The 15,959-nt window shown below is 41.2% G+C and carries 9 protein-coding genes; 1 reads left to right on the top strand and 8 read right to left on the bottom strand.

The genetic code is table 11. The annotated features are described in order from the left end of the window. Positions 1-112: 112 nt before the first annotated feature. A complete protein-coding gene (locus G7092_RS01225; RefSeq protein WP_166085393.1) occupies positions 113-2,719 on the top strand; it encodes an AfsR/SARP family transcriptional regulator in 2,607 nt (868 codons plus the stop codon). 68 nt (positions 2,720-2,787) lie between these two features. Here G7092_RS01225 and G7092_RS01220 read toward each other — a convergent pair whose 3' ends face one another. The 8 genes from G7092_RS01220 to G7092_RS01185 all read right to left on the bottom strand — a co-directional run bounded on the left by G7092_RS01220 (position 2,788) and on the right by G7092_RS01185 (position 15,934). Continuing rightward, positions 2,788-4,071 (bottom strand): glycoside hydrolase family 99 protein, encoded by a 1,284-nt coding sequence (locus G7092_RS01220; RefSeq protein ID WP_166085391.1) that lies wholly within the window; start codon positions 4,069-4,071, stop codon positions 2,788-2,790. 102 nt (positions 4,072-4,173) lie between these two features. Then, positions 4,174-5,718, bottom strand: coding sequence for a RagB/SusD family nutrient uptake outer membrane protein (locus tag G7092_RS01215; protein ID WP_166085389.1), 1,545 nt, complete (start codon positions 5,716-5,718; stop codon positions 4,174-4,176). A 39-nt stretch (positions 5,719-5,757) separates the two neighbouring features. Then, positions 5,758-8,781: a SusC/RagA family TonB-linked outer membrane protein gene (locus G7092_RS01210; protein ID WP_166085387.1), complete on the bottom strand. Its 3,024-nt coding sequence runs from the start codon at positions 8,779-8,781 to the stop codon at positions 5,758-5,760. 379 nt (positions 8,782-9,160) lie between these two features. Beyond that, entirely contained in the window at positions 9,161-10,114 is a 954-nt protein-coding gene (locus tag G7092_RS01205; protein ID WP_166085384.1) for a family 43 glycosylhydrolase, read from the bottom strand. A 164-nt stretch (positions 10,115-10,278) separates the two neighbouring features. Next, complete coding sequence (locus tag G7092_RS01200) at positions 10,279-11,091, bottom strand: PKD domain-containing protein (RefSeq protein WP_166085381.1); 813 nt, start codon at positions 11,089-11,091, stop codon at positions 10,279-10,281. Between the two features lie 36 nt (positions 11,092-11,127). Next, positions 11,128-12,561 (bottom strand): PA14 domain-containing protein, encoded by a 1,434-nt coding sequence (locus tag G7092_RS01195; protein ID WP_166085379.1) that lies wholly within the window; start codon positions 12,559-12,561, stop codon positions 11,128-11,130. 31 nt (positions 12,562-12,592) lie between these two features. Further along, the gene (locus G7092_RS01190; protein WP_166085377.1) at positions 12,593-14,293 is read right to left on the bottom strand and encodes an alkaline phosphatase family protein; all 1,701 of its coding nucleotides are present in this window, start codon (positions 14,291-14,293) and stop codon (positions 12,593-12,595) included. 30 nt (positions 14,294-14,323) lie between these two features. Then, positions 14,324-15,934, bottom strand: coding sequence for a DUF5008 domain-containing protein (locus G7092_RS01185; protein WP_166085374.1), 1,611 nt, complete (start codon positions 15,932-15,934; stop codon positions 14,324-14,326). Between the last annotated feature and the right edge of the window lie 25 nt (positions 15,935-15,959).

The raw sequence follows: 15,959 nt of genomic DNA, 5'->3' as shown, positions 1-15,959 counted from the left end.
TGAGTAATTATAAATCCGGCAATATCCAAACCAGGGACAGGGGGCATTTACTTTGACCGGAACTTTAAGGAAAAATTTAATAAACCAATTAAAATTGTTAATATAGTTATTAATGAAACTGTCCTCTCATTGCTATAGATTTATATCTCTTTGTTTCTTAATAATTATACTTTGCTGCTTAAAAGGTTGGGGACAGCAGTCTTATGGCCTAGGTTTTTACAGCCATGAGGTAGTAGCCGATCAACGTACCAGTCTTGATCTTTTCCCGGAAGAGGGTTTCTCTCCAGCGCAAAATTTCCGGCTTTCTTTTGAGGTCTTCTTTTTGCCAGATCAGATAGATTATTTCGGCTACATCTTTCGTCTCATTGAAAACAGTAACCGTAATATTGATCTTATTTACAACAAAAGAGATATGGTTACCGATGCCCCTGATGCAGATCACAATCACTTTAAACTGATATTAGGTGACCGTTTTACCAAAATTGGATTTGATATATCACAAAAACAACTGCTAAGCGGATGGAGCAAAATAACGTTGGAATTTGACCTTGAACATGATCAGTTAATACTTTATGTAAACGGGCATAAATATACCGAACCAGGCGCACACCTCAGTAAAAAAGGTGTTTATAAATTATGCTTTGGTATCAACAACTACCCTAATTTTAAAACTAACGATGCTCCTCCGTTTAAGCTCAGAGATATCAGGATTGATGTTGGCGGCCAACCCCGTTTTCACTGGCCCCTAAATGAGGCAGAAGGATACGTAGCACATGATGTATTAAGCAATCAACGGGGCATTGTAAAACACCCGCTTTGGGTAAGGGCACTGCACCGCAATTGGGCGCAGATAAAAACAGTGAAGGCGCAGGGCATGGCTAGTATGGCGTTTAACCCGCTAACTGCCGAAGTATATGTAATAGGCAGCGATTCTTTATGGAGCATATCTGTTAAAAATGGCAAACAAACTGCATCTGCCTATGGCAATGACAGGTTTAACCTTAAGCCCAGTAATGAGTCTATATACAACATATATGACCATAGATTATATAATTATTATATCGACCATAAAAATGCCACCGCAGCAACCTATAACTTTAATACCCATACCTGGAGCAAAGATGAATCCTACTTTCCCATCATTGATTACTGGCACTCCAATAACTTTTTCTGCGCAGCCGATACTTCCTTATATGTAGTTGCCGGTTATGGGCAGCTTACTTATAAAAATAATGTACACCGCTATCATATCCCTTCCGGTAAATGGACGGAGGTAACTACCCGTGGCGACAGCTTTTGTCCACGTTATCTGGCTGCCTGCGGTACTACAGACAGTGGCCGCTATGCTTACTTTTTAGGTGGATACGGCAGTTCAAGTGGTCAGCAAATGTTGAATCCAAAAAACATTTACGACCTCGTTAAATACGATGTAGAAAACAAAACATTTAAAAAGATATACACGCTAACCCCCCCCGATGAAGACTTTGCCCTGGCCAATTCCATGATCATCGATAAAGAGCGGCAAACCTTTACTGCGCTGGCTTTTTCCAATCATAAATATAACGCTTACCTGCAACTGATAATCGGTTCATTAAACCAGCCCTCCTACCATACTATCGGCAGTAAAATACCTTTCGGTTTTTTTGATACACACGCATTTGCCAATTTATATTATAGTAAGGTTACCCAGCAGTTTATAGCGGTGACATTATCCAGATCAACCGATAATGTGTCAACGGTGAGCGTTTTTACACTCTCAAGCCCCCCTGATGCGGAACCTTTGGCCATAACTCTGCCAACAAACACATCAGGCATCAAATACTATATAACAGGGTTGTTATTGGCTCTTATCTCTGTGGCGGGTTTTGTTTATTATAAACGACGCAAATCTGCGTTACAACCAAATGTTGCCATAACAACTGAAAATGTTACTTCGCAAGCCCCCATACTAGCTAAAGAACAACAGCAAAAAATTACGGAGGCGGGCGCTCCTACCCCAAAAAGAACCATCCTGTTGTTTGGTGACCTAAAACTTTATACCGTTAAAGGCGATGATATTACCGGGCAGTTTACTTCTCTGATAAAAGAGCTTTTTTTGGTTATTTTGATTTACAGTTTAAGATCCGGACGGGGTATAAGTCCAGAGAAGCTCATTGAGCTACTTTGGTTTGATAAATCAGAAAATAGCGCTAAAAATAACCGCTCGGCGAATTTATCCAAGCTTCGCAGCCTGTTAAGCCAAATGGAGTATGTGCACCTGTCAAAAGAAACCGGCAACTGGAAAATAGAGATTGATTTTAATGAGGTCTATGTAGATTATCATAATTATTTAGAGTTAATGGCTAACCACAAACAGATCAATGAGAAAAAAATAACAGATCTGATAGAGATTACTCAACGTGGTGATTTTTTACCCAGTGCTGATTATCCCTGGCTTGACCAGATCAAATCTGACCTATCTAACGAAATTATTGATATCCTGCTGCAATATGCAAGCCAGATTAACCTGGAGCACGACCCCGAAATGCTGATCAAACTGGCTAATTGCATATTTAACTTTGACCCGGTGAATGAAGAAGCGATGACCATGAAGTGCCGGGCCTTATCATTCCTGGGCAAACACTCCCTGGCCAAATCTACCTTCCAGGCTTTTAACAAGGAATACTTAGCGTTATACGGCGAAGAGTTTAAAAAGGATTTTCATTCCATTGTGGCATAATACTAAATGATACTGCCAAAGCAGTATCATTTAGTCAACATTACTAATTAAGCTTTTGGGCGTAATGATTAATTAGTACGTACGGGCATGGTATAGCTCAATGGCTTCTCATTACGCAGCATTTTGGCGGCTTCGCCGGTTAGCCATAAATAGTGATCGCTGGGTTTGCCATCCATATCAATGAATTTGGCGCTATTACTCACAGGTGGTTTATCAGTCACCTTAAATATAGCGGTACCTTCATTAACCTCATCAAACATGGCTACATAAAGCATGGAGGCCCCTGCTTGTAATGCGGTAGATATCTGCTGCCAATAAAAACGGCCACCCTGTCGTGGTATAGATGCTACAGGTTTTACATCATCCGGAAATTCATAGGTACTCAGGTTATGCCAGCTAAAGCCAGGATAAACGCAAGGCACGTATTCCAGATGATTGGCTTTGCACCATTGCATGTCACCGATCATCAAATCGCGATAACGATCCATATCATTGTGCAGCAAGGGCGAAAATCGCTGCACTGTCCAAGGCAAAACAATATCTGCCTGCTTGATCACTTCATGTAAAAACGGATCATTCAAACAATCAGCATTCAGCTCGCGCCAAAAAGTGGGAACTCCCAGCATCACTGCACAGCCACCGTAAACAGGATCGTTCTTCAAAAAATCTATCAGTTTCATGATACCGATATTACGGATGTTATAAGGCCTATCCGGAAAACCCAGCCCCCAGATGGCCACTACAGGTTTACCGTTATTGTTCAAATATGTTTTATTACCAGGCTGATTGGTCACTTTTAATGAATCAACCAGATATTTCCAGTCAGCTATAATGGCCGAACAATCTTCACCTGTGGCATTAAGCCCTGAAAGGTCATACATGATGGCAATAGCCCTGTTATATTTTGAGGCTGCATCCAACGCGTTCTTAATTACCACACCTGTTTCATGGCGATCTCTTACGTTTTTGGCATAGCCCATGAAACGCTGCATAAAAACGCCATCAACACCGTATTGCTGCATCCACTTAAAATGCAGATCAACCGTACTTTTATCGTGCGAGCTGAATAGCTTGGCATTGCTTCCATCTGCCAGTTTAAATGGGGTAGTATAAGTATTGGTGTACTCGCTTACATCGGGCCAGGCATCAACGCCGCAATGACTTTCTGAAGCAAAGTAATGACTGAAGCCAGATTTTGTACCATCGCCCTCGGCCCTGAACCAGCCCTGATAGCCAGCCATCACCAGGCCATGATAAGTGGGGTAATGGGTAATTTTTGAGTGTTTGGTTTGTGCGCAGACAGCTACACTTAACATTAAAAAATACGCCACTGTAAAGTGTATCTTTTTCATAATTGCATGAGGTTTTATTTAGGTTATTAGTTTACATTCAAAATGCCCATCCGCAATTTCACACACGGATGAGCATTCTTTACTGAGACAACATTCTGGTGATTAATAGCCTGGATTTTGTGACCAGGATGAGTTAATATATATATCGTTTTGAGGTATTGGCGCCAGATAACGCTGGGTGATATCCCCGGTAAAGTTTATCGGGTTTTCGTTACTGGCACGTGCTGCTATAACTTCAGACAGCAGTTGTAATCGTACAATATCAAACCAGCGTATCCCAAACTCGCCTGCAAATTCATAAGCGCGCTCATTCACAACGGCTTTTTGAAAATCAGTGGCCGACAATCCTGTTTGCAAATTGGGCAAACCGGCTCTCGTTCTCACCTGGTTAACAGCGGCATAAGCCGCAGCCGATGGCCCACCTGCTGACATGGCCTGTGCTTCGGCATAATCCAGCAGTACCAAAGGGTATCTGATAATATCTGTAGTTTTATTGGTGCTTGGATTAATAGATTGTATGGCATTTGCCGTTTCAATTACCCCATCGCCCACACCAGCTCTGAATTTTTTGTAATATGGATGGCCGGCATGTGTTTCGGGTGAATTCCAGGGAACCAGTTTAAAAGTGATGTTGTTACCAGACCCTTGCCTCAATTTAAGCGTAGTGTAAAAAGTGGCATCGGTACGGTCGCATTTGGGTGCATTCAAAAAGAAGTTTATTTCGGGATAATAATCATCCCAACCACCTGACCCATCTGCCGCCACTTCATCTAAAGGTACACTTGATGATCCATAGGTACGATTTGGCGAGCCCCCACTAACATTAAATTGAAGGCCGAATATGGATTCAGAATTATTGTTAGTTGTAAATACAGAAGCATAACTGCTCATCAGATTATAATTTCCAGATCTAATAACAGTATCGGCTTCTGAGGCAGCTAGGGCGTAATTAGCGGTTTGCTTTAACGGCCAGCCGGCCATGGTTAAATATACATCGGCCAACATGGCCCTTGCCGCCATTTGATTTGCTCTGCCTATTTGCTTAGGATCATTATAGCTAACGGGCAACCAGCTTTTAGCAATTTTCAGATCGCTGATGATCAAATTGTAAATATCGCTAACACTGGCACGGGGCGGCCTGTCATTAACCGAGATTAATTTATCAACCAGGGGTACGCCCCCAAAAGTTCGCACCAAGTTATAATATCCCCAGGCACGTAAAAAGTAAGCCTGCCCTGCTGCCTTACGCTTTAAATCATCAGTTGAATTTACCTGCGCGTAATTGGTGATCACGTTATTGGCCTGGTAAATGGCAGTCCATGGGCCGTTCCATTGTGCCAGCATACTGGAATTGGTACTACTGCCGTTTAATTCGTCAAAAGCCCGCATATCTCCCTTATTAAGTCCGGGATCAGTAGTTAAATCATCCGCACCAAAATAAGAGGTGCTTTTATTGGTAAATGCATAAGCACCATCAACTGCATATTTGGCATAAATAGATGCCACCGCGGCATCCAGGTCGGCCTGTGTTTTGAGGTAGTTAACTGGTGTAAGGTTACCTTTTGGGTTTTCTGTAAGCTGTTTTTTGCAGCTGAATATAGATATAACCCCAAATAAGGCTACGATCATTGAATATCTTGTTTTCATCTTTTTATAATTTATATAGAAAGCTATTAGGTTAGTGAATTATAATGTGGCCCTTAAACCCAATGTATAGGTTTTGGGATTAGGTATAACGCCTGTTTCTAAACCTTGTGTAATAGCATTAGTTGAGTTAGAAACTTCCGGATCATAGCCTGGGTATTTGGTAATCGTCCAGATATTTTGCCCGCTCACATAAACTTCTACACTTTTAAACCCTGCGCGATTTAAAATGCTGGTAGGTATAGTGTAACCCAATGACAGGTTTTTGAGCTTGATATAGCTTGCGTTGTAAACAAAGCGACTGCTATTGATAAAATTCTGACTAGTGCTACTGAATGTAGGGTTATTGGTTTGATTTGTTGGTGTCCAAATATTGAGCGCGGTTGTGGATGTAGCATTACGAGCATCACCCAAACCACCTAAAGTATAAGGAATGGTACCGCTGTAGATCTGGTTGCCATGTGTCCCCTGGAACATAAAACTCAAGGTAAAATTACCATAGCTTACATCGTTAATAAAGCCGAAACTATATTTAGGTGTGCCATTACCAATAGGCATCAAATCAGCACCAGTATATTTATGGTCACCGTTTACATCGGTATATTTAGCATCACCGGGTTTCATACCAAATTGTGCGGCCTGTGCAGCTTCGCTCGTTTTCCAGGTACCTAAAAACTGATAACCATAAAACTCACCCAATGGCATACCTACTTTTAATATGGATACTCCGGTTTGTGCCGAACCAATATTGTTTACCACAATGTTGTCATCGCCGCCTAAACTGGTAATTCTGTTTTTATTAAATGATATGGTAAAATTGGTAGACCAATGCAGCTTCCCGGCTAATGGTGTTCCGCCTAAAGCAAACTCAATACCTTTATTCTCCAAACTACCGATATTAGCTAAATAGGTACCTCCTCCGTCATAAGCAGGCACTTGTTTAGCGTATAATAAATTGTTGATCTTTTTTTGATAAGCGTCAACGGTTAATGTTAAACGGCCTTTAAAAAACGACATATCTAAACCCGCATCCGTAGTAGTGGTGGTTTCCCACTTCAAAGTATTAGATACCGGCGTACCCAACGGGGTACTGATTGATGGCGTTGTACCATCAAAGTAATAAGCTGCCCCGCCAGTTACATATTGCGGGATAGTAGCATAGGGAGCTACAGCCTGGTTACCGGTTTTACCCCAACTTGCACGTAATTTTAAGTCAGAGAAAACATTCCATTTTTCAATAAAACTTTCGCGTGCAGCATTCCAGCCAAATGCTAGGGATGGAAAAGTACTGTATTTTTGAACCAAATGCGACGAGCCGTCAGAACGTAAACTAGCTGTCAACAGGTACTTATCTTTATAGGCGTAATTAACCCTGCCCATGAACGATTGTAGGGCATCCTGATAATACCCCGATGTAGTAAGTTGTGTGGTACCCAGGCCTAGGTTATAATAGCCCAAAGCATAGGTGGACAAATTTTTTGATTGTGCATTAATATTGGTATTCTGATGGTTTTGAAACTCATATAATGCGGTAACCGTTAATGCATGATCGCCCAACTTTTTCTTATACGTTAAGAAATCGCTTGTTTGATAAGCACGATACCTACCGGTAGCTGCAGCAGCATAATCACCTCCTACCAGACCCAAACTGGTTTGTAAACCATACAATGTTTGGGTTAATTGTGATTGATTTTCATAGGTATTATTGGATGTCAAAGTCAGATCATTAGTTATACGGTAGGTAAATACACCGGTACCGGTTATATTAGTAGTACTTACATCTACCTGTTGATTATTGGCCTGAGCCACCGGATTTATTTGGTTTGATGCATACTGGGATCTTAAGATATAGTTGCCACTGGCATCACGCACAGGTGAAGTAGGATCCCATTGACTGGCTTGTGCAAACGGATCGGTGATATCACCCGCATAACCTGTATTACGACTTTGTGGTAGTAGGGCGGTAAGGTTCACTTTCAAATCCATCCGGTCATTCAGTTTAATACCCAGGTTGGCTCGCAGCGTGGTTCTTTTATAGTACTGGTTAAGAATCAAACCAGGCTGATCAAGATGGTTGAATGATACCAGGTAATTCACATTATCACTGCCCCCTGATATATCACCCTGATAGCTTCTGATCCATGGCTTTTGCTGCACGGCTTTTTGCCAATCGGTACCTGGGTTATTTTTAAAATTGGCCAAATCAGCATCAGAAAACGCGGGTGGATTACCGGTTGTGGCGTACTGTGCATTTAAGGTACGGGCAAAATCATAAGCATTCATCAAACTTAGCTCTTTAGGTACGCTTGCTTTACTGAACCAGGTATTGATATTGATGATAGGTTTGCCTGATTTACCGCTCCTGGTGGTGATGAGTACCACACCATTGGCACCGCGTGAACCGTAGATGGCTGTTGCGGATGCATCCTTCAATATCTCCAGTGACTGGATATCGCTTGGACTTATCGATTCGATACTGCCACCAATATAACCATCTATAACATATAAAGGCTCTGTAGACCCGGTGATTGAATTGGCTCCTCGTATTTTTACGCTTAAGCCTGCACCTGGCTGACCACTATTACTGGATACAGTTATCCCTGCTGTGGTACCTTGTAAGGCCTGCTCTACCCTAACCAATGGCCGTTTGGCTATCTCTTTGGCGGTAACAGAACTAGTAGCTCCGGTCACATCCCTTTTCTGTTGAATACCATAACCTACAGCAACCACCTCATTTAAACCAATGGTTTTATCAATCAAGGTAATGTCCAGGGAAGCTTGTCCGTTAAAAACTACTTTCTGGTCTTCGAAACCAACATAAGTGAATATCAGTGTGGCGCCTGTCGGGGCATCTATTTTAAACGCACCATTAGCATCAGTTAAGGCGATGGTATTACTTCCCTGTACTTTTATAGATACGCCAGGCAGCGGCACACCTTTACTATCCTTAACTTTACCATTTATAGGCGCAACGGCCGAGGCATATTTGCCTTTTAAGTGCGTGGCTGCGGCGTAACTACTCCATGTTATACAGCATACCAACAGTATACATAAAAATCTTTTCATGCTCTATTGAAAATTTGGGTTATAAAAAATTGGTTTATTTAACTAGGAGTAAATAACCTCTCGGGCATTAATAAAATCTTAATAACAGATTAATATAGCAATAACAGAGAGCCACTAAACACAACACACTTAAATTCAAATATTTATATCGGTAACAAATTCAGAGTTTAATGTAAAAACCATCGTATCATTAGCTTAAGTTTGGGAGAAACACCTATAAATTATATTGCTTTTATAGTAGAGATAAACTGCGGGATTGCGAAAATCACTTACGGGTACTGTTTATACACATATAAAAAATGCCCCCTTTTAAAAAACATTAAAGGGGGCATTTTTATAAAAACGCGGATTAAACTAATTGATGGAGTATAAAATGTTACTACTGACTTAGCATACCCGTTTGAATTACCTTTTGTATTGATCCGTCTTCATTAAAATTCAACTTATCGACACAAACCGACCGTAAATTTCCACGACCTGATAATACGCTATTGTGATAAAAAGCATACCATTCACCTTTATACTCAACCACAGAGCCATGACTGGTATCACAACCTGTTGGCTCCAGATAAACACCGCCATAAGTCCAAGGCCCAAGAGGGCTTTTGCTTGTGGCGTAATTGAGCCTGTTGGCTCCTTTGCCATTTTCGGTATGGTTATCTGCATACGTCAGGTAATAAATATTATTTCTCTTGAATATCCAGGTGGCCTCATGGAAATCCTTTAGGCCATCCATTGTTTTCAATGGTTCAGCTATTTCCGTCATATTACTTTTTAACTTTGTACCAACACATCTGCCACCACCGCCGTAATAAAAATAAGCTTGACCATCGTCATCAACGAACACACAAGGGTCAATCATAGAGCGACTGTCATCGCCCAGATCAAGATATCCTTGTGACACAAAACCACTAGCAGGTTTTGTGCTGGTAGCAATCCCAACCTTCCAGGTTTTATTCCAGTCCGTTCCACTAGGATGCGGGAAATAAAAATAATACTTACCATTTTTATAGGCACAATCGGGTGCCCACATAAAACCACCCTCTTTCCGCCCCCAGGCTACGTCGCTTGCGTTAAGTATCTCACCGTGGTCTTTCCAGTGTACCATATCATCCGTAGAAAACACATGGTATTTATCCATCAGGTCGCATCCTCGCGGAGGGTCAACATCATGAGATGGATAAACATATAGCCTTCCATCACTCCAAACATGGGCAGATGGATCTGCTGTATAAATATTTCGAATAATAGGGTTTTGTGCCTTACCCGCCAACGGAAAAAAGAGGTAAATAACTAGGGATAGTCCCGCAAATGTTTGTGTATTTATTTTCATATTATATAGAATATTACTTGAATTTAATTTATCAGGCTCAGCCGATTTAGCTCATCAACTCACGAGCAAATAACAGCCAGCCCATTAAAAAAAAGTTAATATTCCCTTAATGTGAAAGTTTAATACAAGTAAAGGCCTTATTTCAAAATAATAATTATTAACGATTATGGTTGCTTTTTGTTAACCGTCCACTCAGCCATTTGAAAATCACGGGCACCATTATTGGCCTTAATGCTTATCCTGTAAAATTTGTATGCTACATTGTTGTTAAAGTGGTATATAATCCGTTGCAAACGATTTGGGAAACTCTCATTGTTTTTGCTGTGCAAATTTATCCAGCGTATACCATCTTCAGAGCCCTGGAGTACCCAGCTTTTGGGGTCACGGTCTGGCGAGTCATTTGCAGATGTCATAGTGTAGGCACCTGCTACTGCTGGTGTTTTAAGCTCAAATTTCATCACCAGATCGCCGGAGAAACCCGATTGGAAAAACTTAGTATTGGGATCGCCATCAACAACTTTTAATGAGCCTTCGCCAGCCGTAGGTCCGCCTCCATTATCGCGCGATACCGTTAACGTGCCTCCTATGGTAGCAAAATAGCTTTCACCAACCTTGGTCCGGTCAAAGTTTGGATCGGCTACATTTAGTATTATCTCCCTGGCAGCTGAATATCCCTGAGAGTTTCTTGCGGTTAATACTACGTGATACAAACCATCAAAAGCATACCTGTGTTTCGGTGCTTTTTCTGCCGACGTGCTATCATCCCCAAACTGCCACAATATATCGGTGTAATTGGTTGAGGTGCTGGTAAACTGATAACTTAAAAAGTCAACACTATCTGTGCGGGCAGCTGTGAATCCTGCTGTTGGCTTAGGCACATCCGGCTCAACCTTAGGTGCTGCTTTATCTTTTTTACATCCGGCAAATAATATTGCCGCTATTGAAAATACAGATATAATATCTAATACCTTTTTCATGTCCTTAATTTTCATTTAGCAATCATCATAATTGGTTTACGGAGCCGGATATAATTGGCTTTGCGGTACTATTCTTCGGCCATTAATGCCCGCTGATGGCACTTCAAAAGTTAGCCTCGCCCGTTTTCCTCCACCATTTTGACGGTGGTCCGCTTCTATTTTATAACGTTTTCCGCGTTCTAAGAATATCTTGGCGGTACGGCTGTCTTTATCCCACTCTGTAGTAAAATCATTGATAATGGCTTTGCCGTCGATAAATAATCTCGATCCGTCGTCCCACTCGTTTTGCCAAAAAACATATTCCCCTCGCACGGGGGCAAGAAACTCACCCGTCCATCGGGTCGAACAATTATCATGACTTATGTTTGGTATTGTAGGCTGCCAAACCCCATCATTTGGCCAATCAATAGTAGGTTCTATTCGTATCAGATCTGGTTTTCTGCCATCAAAATCAAGCTGTTGATTATTTGAAAAATATTCAGCTTTTAAACCGGTGCCACTACCGGTTATATATGAGTTATTATCGAGATTTACACCGGGCTGTACCAAAACAATCAATTTACTGTTTGTAGGGTGTAAAATATGCTTTGTTGGGCCGGCCAGACTCACCACAAAGCCAAAGCGTTTATTGGCTGTTATGTTGGCGTCAAAAATAGGCCAACCTATTGATAAACGTATTTGCGCGGTAGCTGCATTGGAGTTTACTCTTATCAATGTGTCAATTGTAAACTGATCTGGCTTGAGGGCGATGGTATTATCAGGCAGCACCTTGCTGTTTACAAGAGTAGCTATGGTATCCATGTTTAATTTTACTTTAACATTGAATGCTCCAGCTGGAACACCCGCCAGGTTTATGGTTAGAGGAATTGTAATACCAGCCGGTGATGTGGTATAGTTTTTCTGATAATCAACATCCATAATACCACCACCATTTAAAAGTGACAGGTAGTGAATATCACTTTCCTTAACAATGGCTTTAGTATCAAGCACTACCAATATATTTGATTGCCCGCCTTTGATTTGGTTACCCTTACCCGGGTCGGTTAGTTTAAATGCAAAAGCTACATTTTTGCCATAATTGGCCTCAATAGCCGATAACCTGATGGTAGCGACCGACATAGCAGTATCAGCCCCAAATAACACATTAATTACGCTTGAATAATCAATTGCTCCTGCTGGTAATACTATTGTATTTTTTAGCGTTCCATTGGCGATCAACTTATTTACGGTATCATTATTAAGGGTGATACCCACCTGAAAAGCTTTACTTGCCGGCCCTGACAATGATATTTTAAATGGGACCTTAACAGTTTCATTGTCTGCAGTTATACCACCATTATTGGTGCCTGCACCAGAAATGTCCCTATCTGTGTTTTTAACCGGACTTAAATCATTCAGATCATTTTGCCTGCAGGCTCCTGCCAGCAGTATAAACAATCCTATAAGCAAACTATACTTATATTTTTTCATCATCAAATAATTTAGTTTATTGTGGTTAATTTTATTGATCAAGCCAAACACGGCCATCAAGGCCCCATGCCTGCCTATTGGGTATTCTGAACCAGTTTATTATTTGTGCCGGGATATCTGCCGTTTGCGGAACAAATACAGCAAGCGCTCCTGCAGGTGGTGGACAAATGAGGTCATTAAAATCCTCCCATTTATAATTTCCCTTTAATTGAAAATCGCGGGCTTGCGGGCCAACATCTCTGATTTTATCTCCCTGTCCATCTGTGCCTGGCCAGTAGGCTGCAAGAAAAGAATAATAAGGGTGACCTTCACTGATGGATGTTTCACAAGCATAATTACCAATCACAGCATCAGGCACATCAACTTTAAAGAACCTGATATCGCTTACATATACATCAGGCGTACCATGTCCCGTACCATTTAAAAAACCTAATTTCAGCGGGCTATTATTACTAAAGCTACCAGACGCAGTTACCTCCAATTCATTATTGAAAACACCATCGGTGTATGTTCTGATATATCGTTTACCAGCACGTATTTCACATTTGGCAGTAAGATTTTGCCATCTACCTTTTTGCAGATCGCCTCCCCGGCATTGATGGTAATCATTATCCTTAGTACCCCGAAATTCAAAATACCAGTAAGCATCTTCCAGGTAAATTACCCAGCCCACACCGGGGTGGCCAGCAGACCACTCTTTTCTTTTACCCAGAATACTTGGCCAAAAGAACTTGTCTTCGTTTTTCTTGACTTTTAGCTCAATGGTAAACTTGGTGGTATCATCCAGATTAAAAATATCAGCAGTATCTATCTCTGCCCTAACAGCTGTATCTTTTAAGCGCACAGTACGGCCCAGATATCTGTTACCCGTAAACGGCTTACCTATTACCCTCTGTTTATATCTTGGATTATAATAAATAGTAAAGGTATTTGCAGCTGTATTACTGAAAACCGTATTATCATCCTGATTAGCCGGAATAGCAAACTTACCGCCACCGCTTGAAGCTATCACCACCAGCCAGTCTTCGCTGGCATAATTCTTCCTATTTTTAAGTGCAGTAATTATTTCGCCAACGTAGCCATCAAACTTTTCAATAGCGGCTTTATACTGAGTCCGCGAATTATCATATCCATATTTGGCACCGGCTTCTTCAATATCATTAAAATGACCCAGGATCAATTGTGCCGTATCGGCATTAAGATTATTTACAACAGCGGTTTTGATCTGTTCGTCAGTATCAAATAATTGATTTATTGCAGCGCTCTGCGTCAGCTTGTTCTTAAAAATAGCCGATGACGAAAAAGACACAATCTTAGCACTCGGTTTTTCTTCTTTTACCCGTTCAAAAAACACAGGATAAGTTGCCAGATTGTTACCTGTAAGATCATCGGATAAAACCTTGTGTTTTTCTTTTTTAACACCGGTAAGCATATTGGCCCAATTACTTACATCGCGGGTCGAATCCGGGTCACTCAGTGCAACCCAACTGTAAATTGAATTGGGCAACAAGGCTTTAATATTGGGTACATTGGCACTACTTACAGACGCCCCCCTTGCTCCGTCAACAATAAGGTAAAGCACCTTGCGCTGGCCAAATGATGCTTTGGCCGTATCCGTATAATTTTTATCGGACAGTGCACGCACAAAATCCTTATTACATGATACAGCCGCTACAGCCAATGCACAAATGATCGAAAAAATTATTCCTTTATATTTTTTCCTGTTCCGCATCTCTTTATAAATTATAGGTTCTCTTAAAATTTATTCAATGGTTACGCGTATGATATTACTAACCTGTACGTTGTCAAAGCGATCAAACCCTCCAATTAGCAACAATCCTCTTTTTCCGTCAGCCGACTTGGTTTGTATGATATCATTCAAAGTACCCGAGAATGGCCCTGTGGAATTATAATTCGCTGCCAATTCACCTTTGGCGTTTAATACCATAAAGCCATTACGCGTAACGTTATCATATTTTTTGAAACTGCCGCTAACTACAATCAGCCCATCATCGAGTTGACGGGCAAAGCCCGGATATCCTCCTTCAAATGATTTGGCGTTAAAGGTTTGGTCAAGCGAACCATCCGTATTGAGCAAAGCCATGCTAATAGCCGATTTGCCGTCATATGTCCTGAATATCCCCGTTATAAGATATTTTTTGGTTACGGCATTGTATGTTAAAGATGAGATACTATTATCAGTACCTACACCGGTTTTAAACGATGCGTCAATTTTACCATCGGCACCTAACCGTATCAGACGACCAGCGGCTTTCTGATCAAATGTGGTAAAACTTCCAAACAGCACCAGTTTTTCCAATTGGTCTGCATCGGTATGCATATAAGAATCAATTGGCCCATTTGCCGAGGGCCGACCTTTGTTAGCGCCCATGTCAAAACGATAAGTTTTATCCAGTGACCCGTCAAGATTAAAACGAATCACCTGCCGTATTTCTGTACTATCCAATATTACTGTATCGCGGGTAAAATCATGATTATGCTCGGTATAAACCCGGCGTACATAATATCTGAAGTTACCTGTTGCCAGTATCTTATTCTGGTGCTTATATATCTTGCCTATAAAATCATTGGTTCCTCCGTTGAATTTGGGGAAGTACTTAGTTGTATCCGTTTGCGATGGTCTTCTGTAGGTCTTTATACCTATCGTATCAATGCTGCCATCAATATTTAAACTGGTAATATTGCTGATATTTTCTGTACGTTGATTGTAACCGCTAAACCCACCGGCAATAATATATTTCCCACCGAGTTCAATAACTCTGGATAAACCTCCGTTTGCTGCTTTACCGGTTCTGAATGTACGGTCAAACTCGCCATCGGCCGATGTTCTTACAAGTCTGTTAAGTGGGGTAATAATCCCTTTATTATCATAATTGGTAAACCAACCAAGTATCAGATTTCGACCATCGGCTAACGGATATACCTGATTTACATAATTATTTGCCCCTGCCGTGGCCCTGAATGAAGGATCAATATTGATTAATCCGGTCACCTTAAATATTGGGCCAATCACTAACTGGTCATCTATAGCAATAGAAGTAATGCCTGTGCTGCCAAACGGAGGCACTTTTACTTTAATGGTTGATTCCGTGACTTCAGTAACCTGACCGGGTTCGCCGTTGAACATAAACTTTATTTTATCCTTAAAGGGTATAAGCCCGGTAGCCTTAAAAGTTACCTCTGTACCCACCGAACCCGTTGCAGGTGTAGGCGTAGCATCTCTGCTTAGCGTAACTCCCAAGGGTGGTTTTCCGTCTCCATATGGATCCGAAAACTCTGTTTTATCCTTTTTACATGCCTCCAGGGTAAATACAGCAAGGATAATCGTTATGATGTAGTTAATTTTGCTCATGTTTCAATTCATTACCATTGAAAAA

Source organism: Mucilaginibacter inviolabilis (assembly GCF_011089895.1).
In the GTDB taxonomy this organism is placed as follows: Bacteria; Bacteroidota; Bacteroidia; order Sphingobacteriales; family Sphingobacteriaceae; genus Mucilaginibacter; species Mucilaginibacter inviolabilis.
This window is presented reverse-complemented; position numbering and strand designations above follow the sequence as displayed.

Bases quoted from the DNA above. Each gene is read 5' to 3' on its own strand.
- G7092_RS01185 (WP_166085374.1), bottom strand. From the start codon at position 15,934: ATGAGCAAAATTAACTACATCATAACGATTATCCTTGCTGTATTTACC.
- G7092_RS01215 (WP_166085389.1), bottom strand. From the start codon at position 5,718: ATGAAAACAAGATATTCAATGATCGTAGCCTTATTTGGGGTTATATCT.
- G7092_RS01190 (WP_166085377.1), bottom strand. From the start codon at position 14,293: ATGCGGAACAGGAAAAAATATAAAGGAATAATTTTTTCGATCATTTGT.
- G7092_RS01205 (WP_166085384.1), bottom strand. From the start codon at position 10,114: ATGAAAATAAATACACAAACATTTGCGGGACTATCCCTAGTTATTTAC.
- G7092_RS01210 (WP_166085387.1), bottom strand. From the start codon at position 8,781: ATGAAAAGATTTTTATGTATACTGTTGGTATGCTGTATAACATGGAGT.
- G7092_RS01195 (WP_166085379.1), bottom strand. From the start codon at position 12,561: ATGAAAAAATATAAGTATAGTTTGCTTATAGGATTGTTTATACTGCTG.
- G7092_RS01200 (WP_166085381.1), bottom strand. From the start codon at position 11,091: ATGAAAAAGGTATTAGATATTATATCTGTATTTTCAATAGCGGCAATA.
- G7092_RS01225 (WP_166085393.1), top strand. From the start codon at position 113: ATGAAACTGTCCTCTCATTGCTATAGATTTATATCTCTTTGTTTCTTA.
- G7092_RS01220 (WP_166085391.1), bottom strand. From the start codon at position 4,071: ATGAAAAAGATACACTTTACAGTGGCGTATTTTTTAATGTTAAGTGTA.